Annotated in this window: 17 protein-coding genes and 1 pseudogene; 13 read left to right on the forward strand and 5 right to left on the reverse strand. The window is 61.1% G+C overall.

Features of this window, described 5'->3' with window-relative positions; translation table 11 throughout:
• Window positions 1-627: 627 nt before the first annotated feature.
• Entirely contained in the window at window positions 628-1,650 is a 1,023-nt protein-coding gene (locus AC0IYN_RS26430) for a zinc-dependent alcohol dehydrogenase family protein (protein WP_016975808.1), read from the reverse strand.
• A gap of 247 nt (window positions 1,651-1,897) precedes the next feature.
• On the opposite strand from AC0IYN_RS26430, the gene AC0IYN_RS26435 reads away from it, so the two are divergent.
• From AC0IYN_RS26435 to AC0IYN_RS26450, 4 genes are all read left to right on the forward strand, one after another.
• Window positions 1,898-2,812, forward strand: coding sequence for a LysR family transcriptional regulator (locus AC0IYN_RS26435; protein ID WP_028616088.1), 915 nt, complete (start codon window positions 1,898-1,900; stop codon window positions 2,810-2,812).
• A gap of 209 nt (window positions 2,813-3,021) precedes the next feature.
• Window positions 3,022-4,011 carry an aldo/keto reductase gene (locus tag AC0IYN_RS26440; protein ID WP_406596563.1) on the forward strand — a complete coding sequence of 330 codons (990 nt, stop codon included), beginning with the start codon at window positions 3,022-3,024 and terminating at the stop codon, window positions 4,009-4,011.
• Window positions 4,012-4,060: 49 nt separating this feature from the next.
• Window positions 4,061-4,549: a (R)-mandelonitrile lyase gene (locus AC0IYN_RS26445; protein WP_471844060.1), complete on the forward strand. Its 489-nt coding sequence runs from the start codon at window positions 4,061-4,063 to the stop codon at window positions 4,547-4,549.
• 70 nt (window positions 4,550-4,619) lie between these two features.
• Window positions 4,620-5,513 (forward strand): LysR family transcriptional regulator, encoded by an 894-nt coding sequence (locus AC0IYN_RS26450; RefSeq protein WP_471844062.1) that lies wholly within the window; start codon window positions 4,620-4,622, stop codon window positions 5,511-5,513.
• A 122-nt stretch (window positions 5,514-5,635) separates the two neighbouring features.
• On the opposite strand, the pseudogene AC0IYN_RS26455 reads toward AC0IYN_RS26450, so the two are convergent.
• Together AC0IYN_RS26455 and AC0IYN_RS26460 are read right to left on the reverse strand one after the other, a co-directional pair.
• Window positions 5,636-5,836, reverse strand: a pseudogene (locus AC0IYN_RS26455) (zinc-binding dehydrogenase); the annotation flags it as partial.
• Window positions 5,837-6,015: 179 nt separating this feature from the next.
• The gene (locus AC0IYN_RS26460; RefSeq protein WP_406596566.1) at window positions 6,016-6,300 is read right to left on the reverse strand and encodes a hypothetical protein; all 285 of its coding nucleotides are present in this window, start codon (window positions 6,298-6,300) and stop codon (window positions 6,016-6,018) included.
• Here AC0IYN_RS26460 and AC0IYN_RS26465 point away from each other — a divergent pair.
• The 3 genes from AC0IYN_RS26465 to AC0IYN_RS26475 all read left to right on the forward strand — a co-directional run bounded on the left by AC0IYN_RS26465 (window position 6,202) and on the right by AC0IYN_RS26475 (window position 7,893).
• The gene (locus AC0IYN_RS26465) at window positions 6,202-6,762 is read left to right on the forward strand and encodes an ATP phosphoribosyltransferase regulatory subunit (RefSeq protein ID WP_406596603.1); all 561 of its coding nucleotides are present in this window, start codon (window positions 6,202-6,204) and stop codon (window positions 6,760-6,762) included. The two genes, AC0IYN_RS26460 and AC0IYN_RS26465, sit on opposite strands and share 99 nt — an antisense overlap.
• 164 nt (window positions 6,763-6,926) lie before the next feature.
• Entirely contained in the window at window positions 6,927-7,478 is a 552-nt protein-coding gene (locus tag AC0IYN_RS26470; RefSeq protein ID WP_406596567.1) for a GNAT family N-acetyltransferase, read from the forward strand.
• Window positions 7,479-7,518: 40 nt separating this feature from the next.
• On the forward strand, window positions 7,519-7,893 hold the full coding sequence (locus tag AC0IYN_RS26475; RefSeq protein WP_250883724.1) for a hypothetical protein: 375 nt from the start codon (window positions 7,519-7,521) through the stop codon (window positions 7,891-7,893).
• 80 nt (window positions 7,894-7,973) lie between these two features.
• Here AC0IYN_RS26475 and AC0IYN_RS26480 read toward each other — a convergent pair whose 3' ends face one another.
• On the reverse strand, window positions 7,974-8,420 hold the full coding sequence (locus AC0IYN_RS26480; RefSeq protein WP_457238450.1) for a GNAT family N-acetyltransferase: 447 nt from the start codon (window positions 8,418-8,420) through the stop codon (window positions 7,974-7,976).
• Between the two features lie 307 nt (window positions 8,421-8,727).
• On the opposite strand from AC0IYN_RS26480, the gene AC0IYN_RS26485 reads away from it, so the two are divergent.
• The 5 genes from AC0IYN_RS26485 to AC0IYN_RS26505 all read left to right on the forward strand — a co-directional run bounded on the left by AC0IYN_RS26485 (window position 8,728) and on the right by AC0IYN_RS26505 (window position 16,302).
• Window positions 8,728-11,160: a TonB-dependent receptor plug domain-containing protein gene (locus AC0IYN_RS26485; protein WP_471844066.1), complete on the forward strand. Its 2,433-nt coding sequence runs from the start codon at window positions 8,728-8,730 to the stop codon at window positions 11,158-11,160.
• A gap of 62 nt (window positions 11,161-11,222) precedes the next feature.
• Complete coding sequence (locus AC0IYN_RS26490) at window positions 11,223-12,833, forward strand: ABC transporter substrate-binding protein (protein WP_471844830.1); 1,611 nt, start codon at window positions 11,223-11,225, stop codon at window positions 12,831-12,833.
• Entirely contained in the window at window positions 12,830-13,780 is a 951-nt protein-coding gene (locus tag AC0IYN_RS26495) for an ABC transporter permease (protein WP_457238448.1), read from the forward strand. Before AC0IYN_RS26490 ends, AC0IYN_RS26495 begins: the two co-directional genes overlap by 4 nt.
• 3 nt (window positions 13,781-13,783) lie before the next feature.
• Window positions 13,784-14,683, forward strand: a complete 900-nt coding sequence (locus tag AC0IYN_RS26500) for an ABC transporter permease (RefSeq protein ID WP_471844069.1) — start codon at window positions 13,784-13,786, stop codon at window positions 14,681-14,683.
• On the forward strand, window positions 14,680-16,302 hold the full coding sequence (locus AC0IYN_RS26505) for a dipeptide ABC transporter ATP-binding protein (RefSeq protein ID WP_471844071.1): 1,623 nt from the start codon (window positions 14,680-14,682) through the stop codon (window positions 16,300-16,302). The genes AC0IYN_RS26500 and AC0IYN_RS26505 overlap by 4 nt, the downstream gene beginning before the upstream one ends.
• Here AC0IYN_RS26505 and AC0IYN_RS26510 read toward each other — a convergent pair.
• Window positions 16,283-17,476 (reverse strand): hypothetical protein, encoded by a 1,194-nt coding sequence (locus tag AC0IYN_RS26510; protein WP_471844073.1) that lies wholly within the window; start codon window positions 17,474-17,476, stop codon window positions 16,283-16,285. The genes AC0IYN_RS26505 and AC0IYN_RS26510 overlap by 20 nt on opposite strands.
• 455 nt (window positions 17,477-17,931) lie before the next feature.
• Here AC0IYN_RS26510 and mexE point away from each other — a divergent pair, with 455 nt between their 5' ends.
• Complete coding sequence (gene mexE / locus AC0IYN_RS26515) at window positions 17,932-19,173, forward strand: multidrug efflux RND transporter periplasmic adaptor subunit MexE (RefSeq protein ID WP_406596574.1); 1,242 nt, start codon at window positions 17,932-17,934, stop codon at window positions 19,171-19,173.
• The last annotated feature ends 4 nt before the right edge of the window (window positions 19,174-19,177 follow it).

The following is a 19,177-nucleotide window of genomic DNA, read 5'->3' on the forward strand; positions in this document are numbered from 1 at the left end:
CGCGTGTAAGAAAACCGCACACAGACTTGTGCGCCGATGACTAGACATTAGCACCGCGCAACAAAACAACACCGATGCCGTCGGGAAGCTCCCAAAGCCATGGACGCGCCAAAGCGCCGGATTTACTGGATAAAAATGCATTTGGCCACGACCCTAGGATCTTTCCGACAGGTCCTTGCAGATTCTTAACCCACCATTAAAGGAAATGTCCGACACATAAACCCAGCAACTTTCCCTTTTCCTGGATTTCAGCTTTATACGCCCATTATTAATTCTCTGAGGCCACAGGGAAGCTGCGCTTTTAGTGTCGGCCCCTCGCGACAGTAGTGCCGGATATTCATTCATTGCTCATTCCTTGAGATGAAAGTGAAGGCGTAATTATCAGTACTGGGATAATGATTAATAGATACAGAACAACGCCGAAAACCAGTGCAGATGAATGACACCCGGCACGTAAAAAACCCACACACAAAGACGCCGCGCTGGAATTCAGGGCGGCGTCAGGGAAAAAGGCAAGGTTCAGGGGCTAAGGGGCCAGACAGGCATATGATGGGCGGCGCAGGATCAGTCCTGCCAAATGGCGCATTTGCCTCATGCGCCATCGTCGTTTGCGAATTTTCCTACGTCTTAAACAGCTTCAACCTGCAACGCAACCCGCTCGCGGCAAGGGCATTCGTCCATGTACCGGTGTGCTTCCACGAACTGATTGAACGGAAACACCGTGGTTTTCAGCGGCACCAGCACACGGTCGGCGGTCAACTGGTTGATATCCCGCAGGGCTCGCTGCAAGGCCACCTGATCCTGGATAATGCCCAGCTCAGGCTTGCCGGTGAAGTTGCCGATGCAATGCACAAAGAACTGAATGTTCTTCTGAAACGCTGCACACGCCGGGAATGGCGTCTGGTTGCCACCCTGCAAGCCATACAGCACCAGGCTGCCACGCGGTGCCAGCACGTCGCCAAGCAACGACATCTGCGGCCCGCCCAGGCCGTCGAACACTACATCAACGCCACGGTTGTCCGTGAACTTGTTGATTTGCATCAGCAGGTCCTGCTCTTCGGTGACGATGACCTTCTCTGCCCCGAGGGACAGCAGGTACTCGCGCTCTTCGCTGTCCTTGGTGGCGGCAATCACCCGTACGCCCAGGGCCTTGCCCAGCTGTACGAAGGACGGGCCGGCGCAGTGGCTGGCGTCAGTCACCAGGGCAAACTGCCCAGGCTTGACCCGCGCCAGATCCACATAGGCAAAGTAGGCAATCAGCAGCGGCGTGTAGTGCACGCTGGCTTCAATCGGGCTCAGGACATCCGGATAGCGGGTCAGGGCCGAACGGGGCAGGACGATCTGCTCGCCATACACCGGGTAATCATTGGGGCTCTCGGCCGGAAAACTGGCCACTTTATCGCCCACTGCCAAATCATCCACGCCATCGCCGACGGCGACCACAACCCCGGCCATCTCATGGCCCAGGCCGGACGGCAAGCGTGCATGGGAAGACGCCAGGTTCTGGCGCCACAGAATGTCATACCAGCTGATGCCAATCGCTTCGACACGCACCTGCACTTCGCCCGGTGCGGGCTGCGCGGCTGCATGCTCTTCGCATTTGAGCACCTCGGCCGGACCAAACTTGTGAAAACGGATCGTGCGGGACATCGCAAACCTCGTCAAAGTAACCTCTAATGCCATGAACTCTATCTGGGCTTTCCGGGTAAGACCACCGGTCGCCATTAATAGTCGACATGCCTGTCATTGATTCCGCAACTGAGGAATAGACCTCAGAGCTTGTAAGAAAACTCAATTTTCCTGTGCAGAGTAACAGCCTTTACCCGTAAGATTCATGCCCGTCATTCTTCTTATATGGCTGCTCTCGTCAAGTTTGCTGACTCTTCCAGGACACAAGATGAACCGTAACGACCTGCGTCGTGTCGACCTTAACCTCTTGATCGTATTCGAAACCTTGATGCATGAGCGCAGCGTGACCCGCGCCGCCGAGAAACTGTTCCTCGGCCAGCCGGCCATCAGCGCGGCGTTGTCGCGCCTGCGCGGGTTGTTTGACGACCCCCTGTTCGTGCGCACCGGCCGCAGCATGGAACCGTCGGCCCGAGCGGTCGAAATCTTCGCCCTGCTCTCCCCGGCCCTGGACTCGATTTCCACCGCCGTCAGCCGCGCCGCCGAGTTCGACCCGGCCACCAGCACAGCCGTGTTCCGCATCGGCCTGTCCGACGACGTCGAATTCGCCCTGCTGCCGCAACTGCTCAAACGCCTGCGCGCCGAGGCCCCCGGCATCGTCCTGGTAGTGCGCCGCGTCAACTACATCCTGATGCCCGGCCTGCTGGCCTCCGGCGAGATCTCCATCGGCGTCAGCTACACCGCCGACCTCCCGGCCAACGCCAAGCGCAAAGTACTGCGCCGCAGCCTGCCGAAACTGCTGCGCGCCGACAGCGTACCGGGCTCCCTGAGCCTCGACGACTTCTGCGCCCGCCCCCACGCCTTGGTGTCCTTCGCAGGCGACCTGAGCGGCTTCATCGATGAAGAACTGGAAAAACTCGACCGCAAGCGCCACGTGGTACTGGCCGTGCCGCAATTCAACGGCCTCGGCACATTGCTCGCGGGCACGGATATCTTGGCGACCGTGCCAGACTACGCGGCCGAGGCCTTGACCTCGGCGGGCGGCTTACGCGCGGAAGACCCGCCGTTGCCGGTGCGCAGCTTTGAACTGCACATGGCGTGGCGTGGGTCGCAGGATAATGATCCGGGGGAGCGGTGGTTGCGGTCGCGGATTCAGATGTTTTTTGGCGACCCGGACAGTCTCTGAATCACAAAACCCAACTCAATACCCAACCGCCCCCCGGCGACTCATGAATCCTTCTCATAGGTCCATCCCGATTTAACCGTCTAGTCCCCCCTACCCACCTCCCCTAAGGTGTTCACACCACATCTGCACTCGCCCGTCCCGGCCAGTGCAGCCTGTTCGTGAACACCCGGCGCCCGCTCAACGCGGCGCGCCAGACTGGGGGATCTCCTATGCAAAAGCGCAAACTCGGCAACAGTTCTCTTGAAGTCTCGGCCCTGGGCCTGGGCTGCATGGGGCTCAGCCATGGCTACGGCCCTGCCACGGACACCGGCGTCGCCATCTCGTTGATTCGCAAAGCGGTTAATCTGGGCGTGACGTTTTTCGACACGGCCGAGGTCTACGGCCCTTACCTGAATGAGCACGTGGTGGGCGAAGCACTGGCCCCCGTGCGCGACCAGGTGGTGATTGCGACCAAATTCGGTTTCACCTTTGGCGACGACAACAAACAACAGATCCTCAACAGCCGCCCGGAACACATCCGCGCCGCGGTGGAGGGCTCGTTGCGGCGTTTGCGCACGGACTATATCGACCTGCTCTATCAGCACCGGGTTGATCCGGACGTGCCGATCGAAGACGTCGCTGGCACGGTGAAAGCGCTGATCCAGGAAGGCAAGGTCAAGCACTTCGGCCTGTCGGAAGCCGGCGTGCAGACCATCCGCCGTGCGCATGCGGTGCAGCCGGTCACCGCGCTGCAAAGTGAGTATTCGCTGTGGTGGCGTGAGCCGGAGCTGGAGATCATTCCGACGCTTGCCGAGCTGGGGATTGGCTTTGTGCCTTTCAGTCCGTTGGGCAAGGGCTTCCTCACCGGGGCGTTCGCGGCAGACGCATCGTTCGGCAGCGATGATTTCCGCAGCATTGTGCCGCGCTTCAACCCACAGGCCCTGCAGGCCAACCAGGCGCTCGTGGTGCTGATCCGTGAGATCGCGGCGCAGAAAGCCGCCACGCCAGCGCAAGTGGCCTTGGCCTGGCTGCTCGCCCAGGCGCCGTGCATTGTCCCGATCCCGGGCACCACCAAGCTGCATCGCCTGGAAGAAAACATCGGCGGCGCGTCGCTGTCGCTTTCCAAGGCAGAGCTTGAGGCCATCGAAACAGCGCTGTCGCAGATTCATATCGAGGGTGAACGCTACCCGGAATCGCTGAAGGCGCGTGTCGGTCGTTGAGCACGCCCGTTCCCCTTGTATCTCTCACCTTTAAATTGAGACGCCTGCGATGAAAAAACTGATTGCCCCCATGATTGCCTTGTCACTGCTGTCCGGTGAAACCCGCGCTGAAACCGCCAATGAAGTCCGCGTCAACCGCGCCGGTGCCCAGCCCTCGATCCTGGGCGCAGCGCAAACCTTCACCGGCACGGTGCACGTCGATGGCCTGTTCAACGCCGAGCCCCCTGCACGCGTTGGCGGCGCTACCGTGACCTTCGAGCCGGGCGCGCGTACGGCCTGGCATACCCATCCACTGGGGCAGACGCTGATTGTCACGGCCGGCGTCGGTTATGTGCAGCAACAGGGCGGCCTGCGCCAGGAAATCCGCCCCGGCGACACCGTGTGGATCCCGCCGCACGTGCGCCATTGGCACGGCGCGACTGCGACGTCGAGCATGACCCACATCGCTATCGCCGAGGCCGAGAACGGCACAGCCGTCACCTGGGCCGAGAAGGTCTCAGACGCGGACTATGCGGACGGCGCCGTGCAGTCACGATAAAACCTCGCACGTCCCGGCATCTCATGCTTACATTCAGCAATGTCCTGCCCTTCATGTGAACCGCTCATCAATGTCCCGCGCCAACTTCAATGACCTCCAGGCCTTCGTGGTGATTACCCGCGAAGGCAGCTTTACCCGCGCGGCGGCGCAACTGGGCGTCTCGCAATCGGCGCTCAGCCATACCATGCGTGCCCTGGAGGCACGGCTGGGGGTGCGGTTGCTGACACGCACCACACGCAGTGTGTCGACCACCGAGGCCGGCCAGCGCCTGTACCTGTCGATGGCGCCGCGCTTCGAGGAAATTGAACTGGAACTGGCCGCCGTCAGCGAGTTTCGCGACACCCCGGCCGGCAACGTGCGCCTCTCGGCCTCTGAGCACGCGGCCAACAACATCCTGTGGCCCAAACTGCTGAAGGTGCTGCCGGACTACCCGGACATCCATGTCGAAATCACCGTTGACTACGCCCTCTCCGACATCGTCGCGCAACGCTACGATGCCGGCGTCCGCCTGGGCGAGCAAGTGGCCAAGGACATGATCGCCGTGCCGATCGGCCCTCAACTGCGCATGGCCGTGGTCGGTTCCCCCGAGTACTTCAAGCACCGTCCCTCGCCCGCAATCCCAGGCGACCTTGCCGAGCACAACTGCATCAACCTGCGGCTGCCTACCCACGGCAGCCTGTTGCAATGGGACTTCGAAAAGGACGGCCACGAACTCAAGGCCCGCGTTGAAGGCCAATGGACCTTCAACAGCAGCCTGCCCATCCTGCGCGCCGCGATCGCGGGTTGCGGGCTGGCGTTCCTGCCCGAGGATATGGTGCTGCAGGCGGTGGCTGACGGCGAGCTGCTGCGCGTGTTGGAGGATTGGTGCCAGCCGTTTCCTGGGTATCACCTTTATTATCCTAATCGGCGGGAACATTCGTCTGCGTTCAGGGTGGTGATTGCGGCGTTGCGGAATAGGGAATGACGGCGCAGGGATGCTTGGTTACGGCCAGCAGCTGACATCCGACTTCGAGCCTCGCACGGCTCAGGCGCCAAAGTCGAATGCACTGCGATAGGCGAAGAAAGGCGCCAAATGGCGCCTTGAAGTTATTTCGCGACTTTGATCACAACCTTGCCAAACGCGCCCTTCGCGAGATGCTCGTAGGCTTCTCGTGCTTGCTCGAATGGGTACACCTGGTCGATCACGGGGCGGATCTTGTGTTCGTTGAGGAACAGCTTCATTCGGTCAAATGATGAGCGCGGTGCTACGGCGATACCGCGAAGGGTCGTCTGGCGGAATATGAGTGGCTGGGGGCGCGTTTTCCGCAGCTTTATTCTGATTGGCTGGAGCCGTAGTGATCGTTGAGTCGATGCTGTGGCTTGTCGGCGCTCCCGCTTTCGTGCAACGATCAGCCATGACTCAATATATTCCAAGCAATCGCCATCATCATCACGGCCCTCTCTCACGGTGCCGCGGTTGCTTATGCTCACCGATTCATCAGAACTCGACACACCGATTCTGACGATTCAGTGAACCAAACCAAGGCGCCAATGGCGCCTTTTTTATTGCCTGTAAATTGGAGATTTGCAAATGACAATGCTTCGTGGAACTCGAATAGTGACGGGGAAAGAAGCTGCAATGATGCGTAAACTAGAAGGCCGTTTTCGGAGCTATCTTCATCGATGCCGGGGCTGAAGAGGTCATTGTTCCTGCGCTGTGGGGCCAGGACACTTTTATCGAGAAGGCCGGCGGCAGCGAGATTATCGGTCAAATGTGGGCGTTCAACGACAAGGCTGGACGTCCCTGCTGCCTCATCCCGGAAGCCACCGCGCTCTTTCAGGAGCGCACCGACGCGCTTCTAGGGCCCCGAGAATACGCGATGCTTTTCTACGTGGCGCGGTGTTATCGATATGAGCGACCTCAAGCGGGTCGTTATCGCGAGTTCACTCAACTGGGGCTCGAAATTCTGAGCCCTGAACCCGCAGAGGCTTTGGTGCGTAGCCAAACCCTCTGCACAGGCTTTCTTGATTCGCTGGGGCTGGACTATGAACTCAGTCTCGCCGTGAAGCGTGGACTCAGTTATTACCTTGAGGGGAATGGCTTCGAAGTACGTTGCCCTTTACTGGGTGCACAGCAACAAGTTTGCGGCGGTGGTGCCTATCGAGAAGGTGCGGGGTTCGGCATCGGGCTAGAGCGGTTGGTGTTGGCCTTGGGAATGACTCAGCGTTTGTGATGCTCCAGGCGGCGCCTCCAACAGGGGGCGCTTTGGAACCGGAGAGTAAGTCCGTCGGCTTTCCACAGCGATGGCTCCATGGTTACCCGTCACATTGGATCTTTCTTTATCAAACTGCCGCTCTAGACTGCCTCCAACCCCTTTGGCCACTCGGAAAGACACCCATGCCCTCCCCCGACTTCGACTGCCAACCCGACCTGTACGGCAGCACCCTAAGGCTTAAACCGCTGGCAGACGGTGATTTTGAAGGCATGTTCCAGGCAGCGGCTGACCCGGACATCTGGTGCGGTCATCCCGCGCGGGATCGCTATAAACGCGAGGTGTTCGAGGCGTACTTCGCCTCTCTACTTGCCACGAAGAAGGCGCTCGCGGTCATCGAGAGTGCCTCGGGGGATATCGTCGGCACCTCAAGCTACTACACGCCGCCGGATCTACCGAACAGCATAGCCATCGGTTTTACGTTTCTGGTGCGGGCGAAGTGGGGCGGCAATGCCAACCGCGAACTTAAGCAGTTGATGCTGGAACATGCCTTCACGGCTTACGACATTGTCTATTTCCACATCGCGCCTACCAACATTCGCTCGCAAACGGCCACGATGAAGTTGGGGGCGGTGCATTTGTATGACGCCGAACTGAAAATATCCGCTGCACCTGCCTTGGCGAAGTGTTACGGACTGACGCGCGCTCAATGGGAGAGCGCTAGTCTATTTGCGTGAGATGCCGGAAGATGGGCGATTATTTGAAGGGAGGCAAACAATGCGTTGTTTAATTGGTTTTATGGTCCTGGTGTCATCGGCAGCCGCCCTCGGCTCAGAGGCGCAGATGAAGCAGTGGGAAAAGATGGATCGTTGCTCAAACGCCGCCTTTATCGCGGTATCCATCGTTGAAGAAAGTGCCGACACCTTCAAGCAGACGCTCGCGCTGCAGGGCGCCATTGGCGGGCTCAAGAACAATACAAAGCTGGGAGAGGCGACGCCGAGTGAAAACGAAGTTGCGGGAGCGCACAAAATGGCACTTCGGGTTTCTGCCGGGATGCCTCGGCCCTTGTCGAAGCGCGATCACGATTGGCTGATCGCCCAGGCCGCAACATCCTGCACCTTGTGGGTGCCTGACGCCAAACCTGCGTCATAGCGCCCGCACTGGCATGCCGACATCGCAGCTGAACTGGCCGGTGTGGGCGCCAGAATTCGCCAATGGCGAAAGCTGCCCGGTCAGGCGTTGGCCAGCTCGATGATGTGGGTGGCATGGACATCTTCTGTTCGAGTGAAACCGCAGCGCAGGTAAAACGCGTCGCCTCCTGACGTATCGGTGGAAAGACGCACCGTCTGAAAGTGAAGCGTGGCCTGCGCAACCAACGCTTTTACCAGCGCCTGACCGACGTGTTGATTCCTTGCCGCCGGTGCCACGTACACGCGCCGTAGCCTTGCGGTATCGGGCTGAGTATAGGGATCCACTGATAGCCCTCCGATACCTATCACTTGCTGGTTCGAATACGCTGCCATGAGACATTCACCGGGCGCGTTGAAGCGATTCGTTCCGGACTCCCACTCCGAAATCAGGCGCGTGAGAAACCTGAAACCTTCTGCAACTGCCTCTTTCTCCAACGTAAAAACTTCTGCCGGCAGGTGCGTAATCTGTTGAATCTCGATTCGTTTCATTCGTCGTCCTTGATTCGGTGTGAATCCGTTTGGCTTATCGAGGATGCATCGGGTGCAGACTATAAGCGGCAAGTGGCAGTGCAGCTACTGCATTAGGGAGCCGGATTTGGCCGCTGCTGAGATTACAGAACTGACACAGCCACTAAATAAAAATAGATGATCTTATTTTTTCACAACATGACAATGTTTAATAATTAGGTTATTCCAAAAAAGACTTTCCCCACGGTTTTTTATAGAGATATCTTCATTTCACAGACCGACCCCATGCCTGGCGGAGGACGTACCCCCTAGCCTCCAGGTTGCCTCCATGCCAGACATCGCATCCCCCACACCTATCAAGAAATTTCACCTGTCCCTGTTGACCAGCTCCCTGCTATTGGCCGCTGCGCCCTCCTTCGCCGACGCCGCCACCGAAGACGCCAAGCTCGACACCGTCACGGTGATTTCCACCGGCCTGCGGGGTCAGCAGCGCACCGTGGCGGACAGCCCGGCGCCGATCGATGTGATCAACAGCGACCAGTTGCTCAAGACCGGCCGCGCCGAGTTGTCCGAGGCGATTGCCAAGCTGCTGCCCTCGTTCAATTTCGGCACCAACATCGCCGGCTATAACTCGGTAACCCGACCTTTGAGCAACCGCAGCCTTGGCCCGGCTTATACCTTGGTGCTGGTCAACGGCAAACGTCGGCACAACGGCGCCACGGGCCAGCGCGGGTCAATCGACAACAGCGGCGCGAACGCGGTGGACATCGACCTGATTCCGGTGAGTGCCGTGGACCATATCGAGGTGCTCAAAGACAGCGCTGCCGCACAGTACGGTTCGGACGCGGTGGCGGGTGTGATCAACATTATCCTCAAGAACACCAAGAATGGCGGCCACCTGGAAACCAGCTACGGCCAGCTGTATTCCGGCCAGGGCGAAACCATCAAGGTGGCGGGTGACCAGGGCTTTGAACTCGGCCAAGGCGGCTTCTTCCACTTTTCGGCCGATGCGCGCAAACGCGGCAGTGCCTCGTGGAACGACAAGGCCGACGGCACCGTGCGCGCCTTCACCGACCCGGCCAAACAAGCGGCCTGGGACCGGGTGGCGATCAAGAATGGCGACCCTGACCTCAAGGCCTTCAACCTGGCCTACAACGCCGAACTGCCCCTGGAAGACGTGACGCTGTACTCCTTCTCTACCTATGGCGAGCGGGACGCCGAGGCCGCCAACTACTTCCGCTTGCCCACTGGCACGGCGGCAGTGCCTGAGGTGTTCCCCGACGGTTACTTCCCGCTCAACAACATCAAGGACCGTGACTACCAGTTCCTGTTCGGCGGCAAGGGCTTGGTGGCCGACTGGAACTGGGACCTGAGCACCACCTACGGGCGCAACAACGTGCACCACTCCAGCGACCTGAATATCAACCCGTCGCTGGGCACCGCATCGCCGACCAAATTCGACAACCTGGCAACCTTCCGCTTCGAGCAGTGGGTCAACAACCTGGACTTCACCCGCCGCTACGACAGCCTGTTCAACCTGACGCCGCCAGTGCAGGTATCGGCCGGCCTGGAGCATCGTTGGGAGCACTTCAGTACGTTCGCCGGCGACCCAGAAGCGTATGTCACTGGCACCTACCCCGCCGCTTCCGGCGCGCAGGCTGCCGTGACGATTCGCCCCGAAGATGAAGTGAGCCTGATCCGTAACAACTACGCGGGTTACCTGGACCTGGGTTTCGACCTGACCGAACGTTGGTTTCTCGACGTGGCTGGCCGGGTCGAGCATTACGACGATGACTCGGGCAATACCTTCGGCCTGAAGGTGAATTCACGCTACGAACTCACCGACACCGTGGCCGTGCGCGGCACCGTCGGCACAGGCTTCCGGGCGCCCTCCCTGACCCAGATCGGCTACACCGTGGCCGACAATCGGGTGGCGACCGATGTGAACGGCAATGTGGTGCCGGCCGTGACGCGCCTGACGCCGTCGGGCAGCAACCTGGCCAAGGCCCTTGGCGGCGATGACCTCAAGCCGGAGAAATCCCGCAACCTCGGGCTGGGCCTGACCTGGCAACCGGCGCCACGCACCAGCATCACCGCCGATGCCTATTTGATCGACATCGACGACCGCATTGCCCTGACCAGCAACCTCTATGACCGTGGCAATGGCGCAATCAACGCCATCCTCGCCGCCCAGGGCGTGCCCACGGGTACCTGGGTCAACTATTACACCAACGCGTTCGACACGCGCACCAAGGGCCTGGACGTGGTGGCCGACCACACCACACCGCTGGATACCTGGGGCGATGTGCGCTGGAGCCTGGGCTTCAACTGGAACAAGACCACCATCGAAGGCACCCGCGACACGCCGAGTGCACTGGCAGGTTCGGGCGTGACCCTGGTGGGCCGCGACCGTGAAGGCGACCTGACCGACGCATCACCCAAGACCAAGTGGATCCTGGGCGCCAACTGGAAGGTCCAGGACCTGGCCGTCAACCTGCAGACCGCCCGTTACGGCGCGGTGAAGACCCTGGCCGTCAACCCAACGGGCGACCGTAGCTTCGGCGCCAAATGGATCACCGACATGGACGTCAGTTACACCTTCGTCGACAGCCTCACCGTCAGCATCGGCGGCACCAACATCTTCGACGTACGCCCCGACAAACATGCCGTGTACAGCAACCTCGGCCTGGCAGCCTACGGCAACCCACCGTTCTACCCAGGCGGCGGCTATTGGTACACCAAGCTGGCGTACGACTTCTGATCCACACCTTGCATGCACCCGAAACGCCACATGAGGGCACCCCATTGAATACCTCCAACTTGATGAGCCGTCTGCTGGCCCCCTGCGCCTTGGCGTTGAGCCTCGCCGCTTGCTCGCCCGGGAATGACACCCATGCCGGCAAGACTCTGAACATCGCGTTCTTTGGCGACAACACCACCCTGGTCAGTGTCGACCCGTTCCAGGTCTATTGGCTGGAACACCGGGTGCTGCTGCGCAATGTCGCCGAATCCCTGACCGACCAGGACCCGGAGACCGGCAAGATCATTCCCTGGCTGGCCAAAAGCTGGGAGGTCAGTGACGACGCGCTGACCTACACCTTCCACCTGCGCGATAACGTCACCTTCAGCAACGGCGAGCGCTTCGATGCCAAGGCGGTGAAAACCGCGTTCGACAGTGACAAGGCACTGGCCACTGAGCTGCCAGCGACCTTTGGCGCCACCTACCTGGCGGGCTTCGACCACGCCGAGGTGGTAGACGATTTCACCGTCAAGCTGGTGCTGTCCAAGCCCAACGCCGGCTTCCTGCAAGCCACGTCGACGACCAACCTGGCGATCCTCGCGCCCGCCTCCTACGCACTGACGGTGAAGGAGCGCTCCCTGGGCAAAATCATCGGCACCGGGCCTTTCGTGCTGGCCAGCTACACGCCGGAAGTCGGTGCGCACCTGACCAAGCGCAAGGGCTACGCCTGGGCCTCGGCCAATATGAAAAACCAAGGTGAAGCGCATCTGGACGCGGTGGACATCAGCTACATCCCCGAAGAAAGCGTGCGCAACGGTCTGTTCCTGCAAGGCAAGGCCGACATCCTGTGGCCACGCAACCCGTTCTCGGAAGTCGACCTGAAACTGTTCCAGTCCAAGGGCGCGACCATCCAGAGCCGATCGCTGCCAGGGCCTGCGCTCAACCTGTACCCCAACACCCGTGGCGAGCGCATCCTCGCTGACCAGCACGTACGCCTGGCGGTACAGAAGGCCCTCGACCGCAAAAGCTACGCGAGCACCGTCTATAACGCCGAGTTTCCGGTGGTGGACGGTATCTTCGATGTGACCACGCCTTACTTCAAAAGCCAGGGCAACAAGCTCGCCTATGACCCTGCGGGCGCTGAACGCTTGCTGGACCAAGCCGGCTGGGCCAAGGGCACGGACGGTTACCGGCAAAAAAACGGCAAGCGCCTGAACCTCAGCTACAACATCAGCCCCGCCGAGACCGCTGGCGACGTGTTGATCCAGGACCAACTGCGCAAGGTCGGCATCGAATTGAAACTCAGCGTGGTCACTCGCGCCGAATGGGTCGCCAACAACTCTGCCGGCAATTACGACCTGACCATCAACTACATGACCCGCGCCGACCCAATCATTTTGCAGACCATCCTCGATCCGCGCAGCGCCAACAGCTCCACCGTGGCCACCAACACCTACGAACCGGCGGTGCTGGAAAAAGCCAAGGGCTTGTTCGATGCCGGTATCACCGCGACCCAAGGCCAACAACGCGCAGCGGCCTATGGTGACCTGCAGGACCTGCTGATCGATGAAAGCTCTGCCTTCCCGGTGTACGAGCGCGTGTGGCAGGCGGCGACGTCGCCCAAGGTGAAGAACTTCCGTTGGACCGCCGAGGGCTTCGCGCTGCTGGGTGATATCGAGATCGGCACGCCATGAGCCGTTACTTGATCGGTCGCGTTGGCCAAGCCCTGTTGGTGCTGTGGGGTGCATACAGCATCACGTATTTCATCCTCTATCTGCTGCCGGGTGACACCTTGTCGATCATGCTCAGTGCGTCGGGCATGGAAGCCGACTCGCTGTCGGTGCAAGACCTGGCCAAGGCCCGGGCTTACTACGGGCTGGACAAGGGCCTGTTCGAACAGTATTTCGACCTGCTGCTCGGCGCATTGCGCGGTGACTTCGGCCAGTCACTCTCGCTCAATCGCCCGGTCGCCGAGCTGCTCGCCGAACGCCTGCCGCAGACCTTGTCCCTGGCCGGCCTGGCCATCGTGCTGTCGCTGCTGGGTGGGATCGGCCTGGCCTACCTGACGGCCTATATCCGCTGGCAGCCGTTGAAGCAGGCCTTGGCGCGCCTGCCGTCGCTGGGGTTTTCGGTGCCGGTGTTCTGGATGGGACTGTTGCTGATCCAGGTGTTTGCGTTTGGCCTGGGCTGGTTTCCCGCCACTGGCAGCCGGGGTTTCGAAAGCCTGGTGCTGCCGGCCATCACCCTGGCAATTCCCAGTGCGGCGGTGTACGCCCAGGTGCTGCAACGCAGTTTCCAGGGGGTGTGGAGAGAGTCCTACATCGCCACGGCCTACGCCAAGGGCCTGAGCCGTGGCCAGGTGCAGGCACGGCATGCGTTCAAGAATGCCGCACTGCCGATCCTCACCCTGATCGGCTTGCAGGTGGGCAATACGGTGTCGGGCGCGGTGTTGGTGGAGACCATCTTTGCCCGCTCCGGCATTGGCCGCCTGGCCCAGGAAGCGGTATTGCGCCAGGACATACCGGTGGTGCTGGCAATCGTCGCGGTGTCGGCAGCGGCATTTGTACTGGTGAACCTGCTGGTCGACCTGCTCTATCCGTGGCTCGACCCGCGTATCTCTCACACGCCAAAGGTGTCCTAGACCATGACGATCCTTGAGCAGAACCTGGGCCGCAGCGCCCTCCCGGCCAGCCCGGCGCTGTGGCGCCGCCGCAGCCGCCTGCAACGCGCCACGGCGGTGGTGTTGCCGCTGCTGCGCAGGCCCGGTTTCAGCCTGGCGCTGCTGGTGGTGGTGTTTGCGCTGGTGGCCGCCGTGGCCCCGCACCTGTTGAGCGGCTTCGACCCCTACGCCACGTCCCCCATCGACAAACTCCGCGCGCCCAACCTGAGCCATTGGTTCGGCACCGATGAGCTGGGGCGCGACCTGTACACCCGCGTGGTGTTCGGCTCCAGCCTTTCGGTGCTGGCGGCGTTTCTCGCCGTGGGTATCGCGCTGCTGGGCGGCCTGGGCCTGGGCATCCTGTCGGGCTTCGCCGGTGGGCGCATTGATGCGGTGATCATGCGCTTTGTCGATGTGTTGCTCGCCCTGCCCGGCCTGCTGCTGGCCCTGGCCATCGTCACGGCGATCGGCTTCGGCACCGTGCCAGTGGCTATCGCCGTAGGCATCGGCATCATTCCAGGGTTTGCGCGCACCACCCGCGCCGAAGTGCTGCGGGTCAAGACATTGCCCTACGTCGAGGCCGCGCGCCTGGGCGGTGCAAGCTGGGGCCGCACCTTGCTGCGGCACATCCTGCCCAACGCCTGGGGGCCAGTGGCGGTGCTCGCGACCCTGGACTTTGGCGCGGCCATCCTGGCGACTGCCGGCCTGAGTTTTCTGGGGTTTGGCGCCGCGCCACCGGCAGCCGAATGGGGCACCTTGATCGCCAACGGACGGCACTTTCTGATCACTGCGCCGTGGGTGTCGCTGCTGCCCGGCCTGTTCCTGGTGGCCGTGGTGTTCAGCCTCAACCATATCGCCCGCACCTTCGAGGAAACCCAGCGATGAACGCTTTAGTGGATGTTCGCCAACTCACTGTCAGCTACCGCTCCGGCGGGCACGTCCATCAAGCGGTGCGCACGCTGTCGTTCGCCATCGCCCAAGGCGAGACGGTGGCGATTGTCGGCGAGTCCGGCTCGGGCAAGTCGACCCTGGCCAATGCCATCCTCGGCCTGCTGCCGGACAATGCGCAGATCAGCACCGGCCAACTCTGGGTGGACGGCAACGACCTCACCCACGCCAACGAGCGCCAGAAACGCAGCCTGCGCGGGCGCACCGTCGGCCTGGTGCCCCAGGACCCGATGGTCAGCCTCAACCCGACCCTGCGCATCGGCCAGCAGATTGCCGAGGCGCTGATCCTGGCCAAGGGCAAACGCTACCCCGCCGTGGATGCCGACATTGTCGAGCTGCTGCAACAGGTGGGCATCGACAAGCCCGTGCTGCGCGCACGGCAGTACCCCCATGAACTCTCCGGCGGCATGCGCCAGCGCGTGCTGATCGCCATTGCCCTGGCCGGCAACCCACGCTTGATCATCGCCGACGAGCCCACCAGTGCGCTTGACGTGACGGTGCAGCGCAAGATTCTCGACCACTTGCAACGCTTGGTCAGTGAGCGTGGGATTTCGCTGTTGATCATCACCCATGACCTGGGCGTGGCTGCCGACCGTGCCGATCGAATCCTGGTGATGCAGCAAGGCGAACTTGTCGAGCAGGGGCCGCCACGCCAGATCCTCAGCGCACCGCAACACGACTACACCCGCGCGCTGATTGCCGCCGCGCCCGCGTTCGCCAAGCGCCGTGAGCCCTTGGTGCGCGTTGATCCGGCACAACCACCAATACTGAGCCTGCATAACGTGGGCAAGACCTTCGCGCTGCCCAAGGTCCAGGGTGAGGACTCGACGTTTGTGGCCCTGGAAGACCTCAACCTACAGGTCTTTCCCGGCCAGACCCTGGCCATCGTGGGCGAGTCCGGATCGGGCAAGAGCACCGCGCTGCGCATCGCCCTCGGCCTGGAAAAACCCACGCAGGGTCGGGTCTGGTTCGAGCAACGGGACGTCACCGACCTGAGCTGGCGCGACTTCCGCCCGCTGCGCCAGCGCCTGCAACTGGTGCAGCAAAACCCGTTTGCCGCCCTCGACCCACGTTTTACCGTGTTCGACAGCATTGTCGAGCCGCTGGTGTCATTCGGCGTGCTAAAAGGACCGGCCCTGGAACAGGCCGCGCGGGAGTTGATCAGTCGCGTGCACTTGCCCGTCAGCTACCTGGACCGGCTGCCGCGCGAGTTGTCCGGCGGCCAGTGCCAACGCGTCGCCATCGCCAGGGCACTGGCGTTGAAACCGGACCTGTTGCTACTGGACGAGCCGGTCAGCGCGCTGGATGTGTCGGTGCAGGCGCACATTCTTGATCTTTTGGAAGAGCTGCAACGGGAGATGGGCATTGCCTATGTGCTGGTGTCCCACGACCTGTCGGTGGTGGCCAACTTCGCCCATGAAGTGCTGGTGCTGCGCAATGGCCGGGTGATTGAACAAGGCTCGGTGGAGCGGATATTCAATCAGCCGGCGAGTGACTACACGCGGGAATTGATTGCGGCGATACCGGGTCGGCAAGTTACGGCGACGGCGGCGTGATCTCTCGTCTAAGCTGCTCCCAGCCCACGAGTCGAGCAGCCTGCTTGGTCCAGATCGATTTTGCCGTCGGCGGTGTATGAAGGTTCATCTGCGGGGGCATGCGCTGTACCCGGCTGGCGCGGGTGAACAGGCAGAGTTTGGTATAGGACGGCAGCTGGTGAAGTTTGGCGGTATGGATAGCCATTGGACAAATCAACAATAGGTCTCCGAACGCGAACAGCTGGTACGCGCTAACCTGCACCCTTGCATCATCGCGCAGGCGTGTCTGCCATTGCAGCGAATCCAGATCGCCCAATTTCACCTGGTCCTCCAGAATGAACCGGGCAGCGTGAGCCTGGCGGATCTCCAATGTGCCCGCGACGATGTAAGTGATGCTCGACATGGGCCCGCGCGCGGAAAGCAGGAACAGGATGAAAAATATCATCACTGACACCGCTACCATGGACATGCGACGAAACAGACTGCCCTGGACGACAAAAAACAAGAGTGCCGGTATCAGGCTGAGCACGAAGGTGCAAATCGAGAAAATCGCCACAAATGTGACTGCGGCCTCGTCATCCTGGCCGACGTAGCTGTCCAGGATCAACAGCGTCGGCAGTGTTCCGGAAACGACCGTCATCAACAGCATCAGGGCGATGGTCACGTACACCCACTTGCGTTGGTCCCGGGGCGCTCCTCGCGCGATAAGCACCCGCACCGTTCTGATTTGAGCCAACCCCAGCAGTGCCAGGAGCGTAGTACCCGAAACAATCGACAGGGCCTGCCCTGCACTGACCTCTTCATTCCAATAAAAAGCCAGTGTCATAAACGTGGTGAACCCGACAACCAGTGGCACCAAAAGCCATCCGGCAATGTATCGGGTGTTCTCGCGGCGGCTGTTGAGCAATGAAACCGACATTCCGTACAGCCATGCCGAAACCATCAGCACTGCCAACTGCAGGGTCATCATGAAGGTCACCACAAGTACCCACACCAGCAACGCCGATTTGGAGTCCAGCGTGGACATGAAAATGTCCGGGCGCCCGATGGCTTTGGTGTAGATGTAGAGGCTGAGCATGCCGAAGCCCGTGCCCAGGAAAATCACCGTCACCGTAAACGGTGTCCAGTGTTCAAGCAGGCGCTTGAACCCTCTGCGGAAAAACATCTGGAACGTTGAAGCGGGCGCCGGCGACATCAGATCTCCTTGAAGTGAACACTCACAGGCGGCTGTTTTAATCCACAAACAACCTCACCGCAAACAGTATGGGCACGACATCCTGACGCAAACGCCGGCCTGACGTGCGCAGCGCCAGCGGCTGGCGACATTCTCAAGGTGTGACGCAGCCCTCATGGTGCTGTTGCCGCTAATAGTGCTGCGCATCGGAATCCCCCAAGCAATCGGGCACTACAGGGATATTCTGCACATGGCTGTTTCTAATAACGCCTGACACCAGCGCGTCTTTACCACCCACGCAAAAGACCTTTGTCATCACGCCTATTGATAGCCCCCTAACGAAACCCCCATGCTAGAGGGCTAATCGCTCGCTTATATCATTCCGAATGATAGTTACCTTCGCTTCATTCGATTCGTGACATAGCACATCGCCGCGCATGATCCGCCCATCTCAAATACATTGGCGGATGCACCTCATGGAACAGTCACTCAAACATTTGCGCTTCCCCCTGGCGATTTTGGCCGTGGTGGTGATGAGCGCGTGCGGCAAGACCCCAGAACAAGCGGCCGCCATGCCAGCTGCCAAAGTCAGCGTGGCCAAGGTGCTGGAGCAACCGGTCAACGAGTGGGATGAATTCACCGGTCGCCTGGAAGCCCCGGAAACCGTGCAGATCCGTCCGCGCGTGTCCGGCCAGATCGATCAGGTGGCCTTCACCGAAGGCGCCCTGGTGAAGAAAGGCGACCTGCTGTTCCAGATCGACCCGCGTCCTTTCCAGGCCGAAGTGCGCCGCCTTGAAGCCCAGTTGCAACAAACCCGCGCCGCTGCAACCCGCAGCGATAACGAAGCCCAACGTGGCGAGCGTCTGCGCCAGAGCAATGCGATCTCCGCCGAACTGGCCGACTCGCGCACCACGTCCGCCCAGGAAGCCCGCGCCGCCGTCGCCGGGATCCAGGCGCAGTTGGACCTGGCCAAGCTGAACCTGAGCTTTACCCGAGTGACCTCGCCGATCAGCGGCCGTGTCAGCCGTGCCGAAATCACCGCCGGCAACCTGGTGACCGCCGACGTCACCGCGCTGACCAGTGTGGTCTCCACCGACAAGGTCTACGCCTACTTCGACGCCGATGAGCGTGTGTTCCTCAAGTACACCGAGCTGGCCCGCCAAGGCCGTCGTGGTGCGACCACTCCGGTTTACCTGGGCCTGTCCAACGAGACCGGCAACCCGCACCTGGGCCAGATGAACTTCGTCGACAACCAGGTCAACCCGGCCACCGGCACCATCCGTGGTCGCGCCGTGTTCGACAACAGCAAGGGCGAATACACCCCTGGCCTGTACGCCCGCCTGAAGCTGGTCGGCAGCGGTACCTACTCCGCCGTGTTGATCAACGACGAAGCTGTCGGCACCGACCTGGGCAAGAAGTTCGTGCTGGTGATGGACGGCGACAAGCCGGCCTATCGCGCGGTGGAACTGGGGCCGAAGATCGAAGGTTTGCGCATTGTGCGCAGCGGCCTGAACAAGGACGACACCATTATCGTCAAGGGCCTGCAGCGCGTGCGCCCAGGGTCGCCGGTCGCCCCGGAAACCATTCCGATGGCCAGCAAGGAAACCCTCGCCGCCTTGGCCCAACAACGACAAGCGCTTGAAGCCAGCAACCTGGAACAAGTAACGCCGGATAAAGCCGCGCCGAAACTTGCCAGCGCTGCGACTCCACGCGGTTAAGGGA

Source organism: Pseudomonas sp. AC112 (assembly GCF_979253545.1).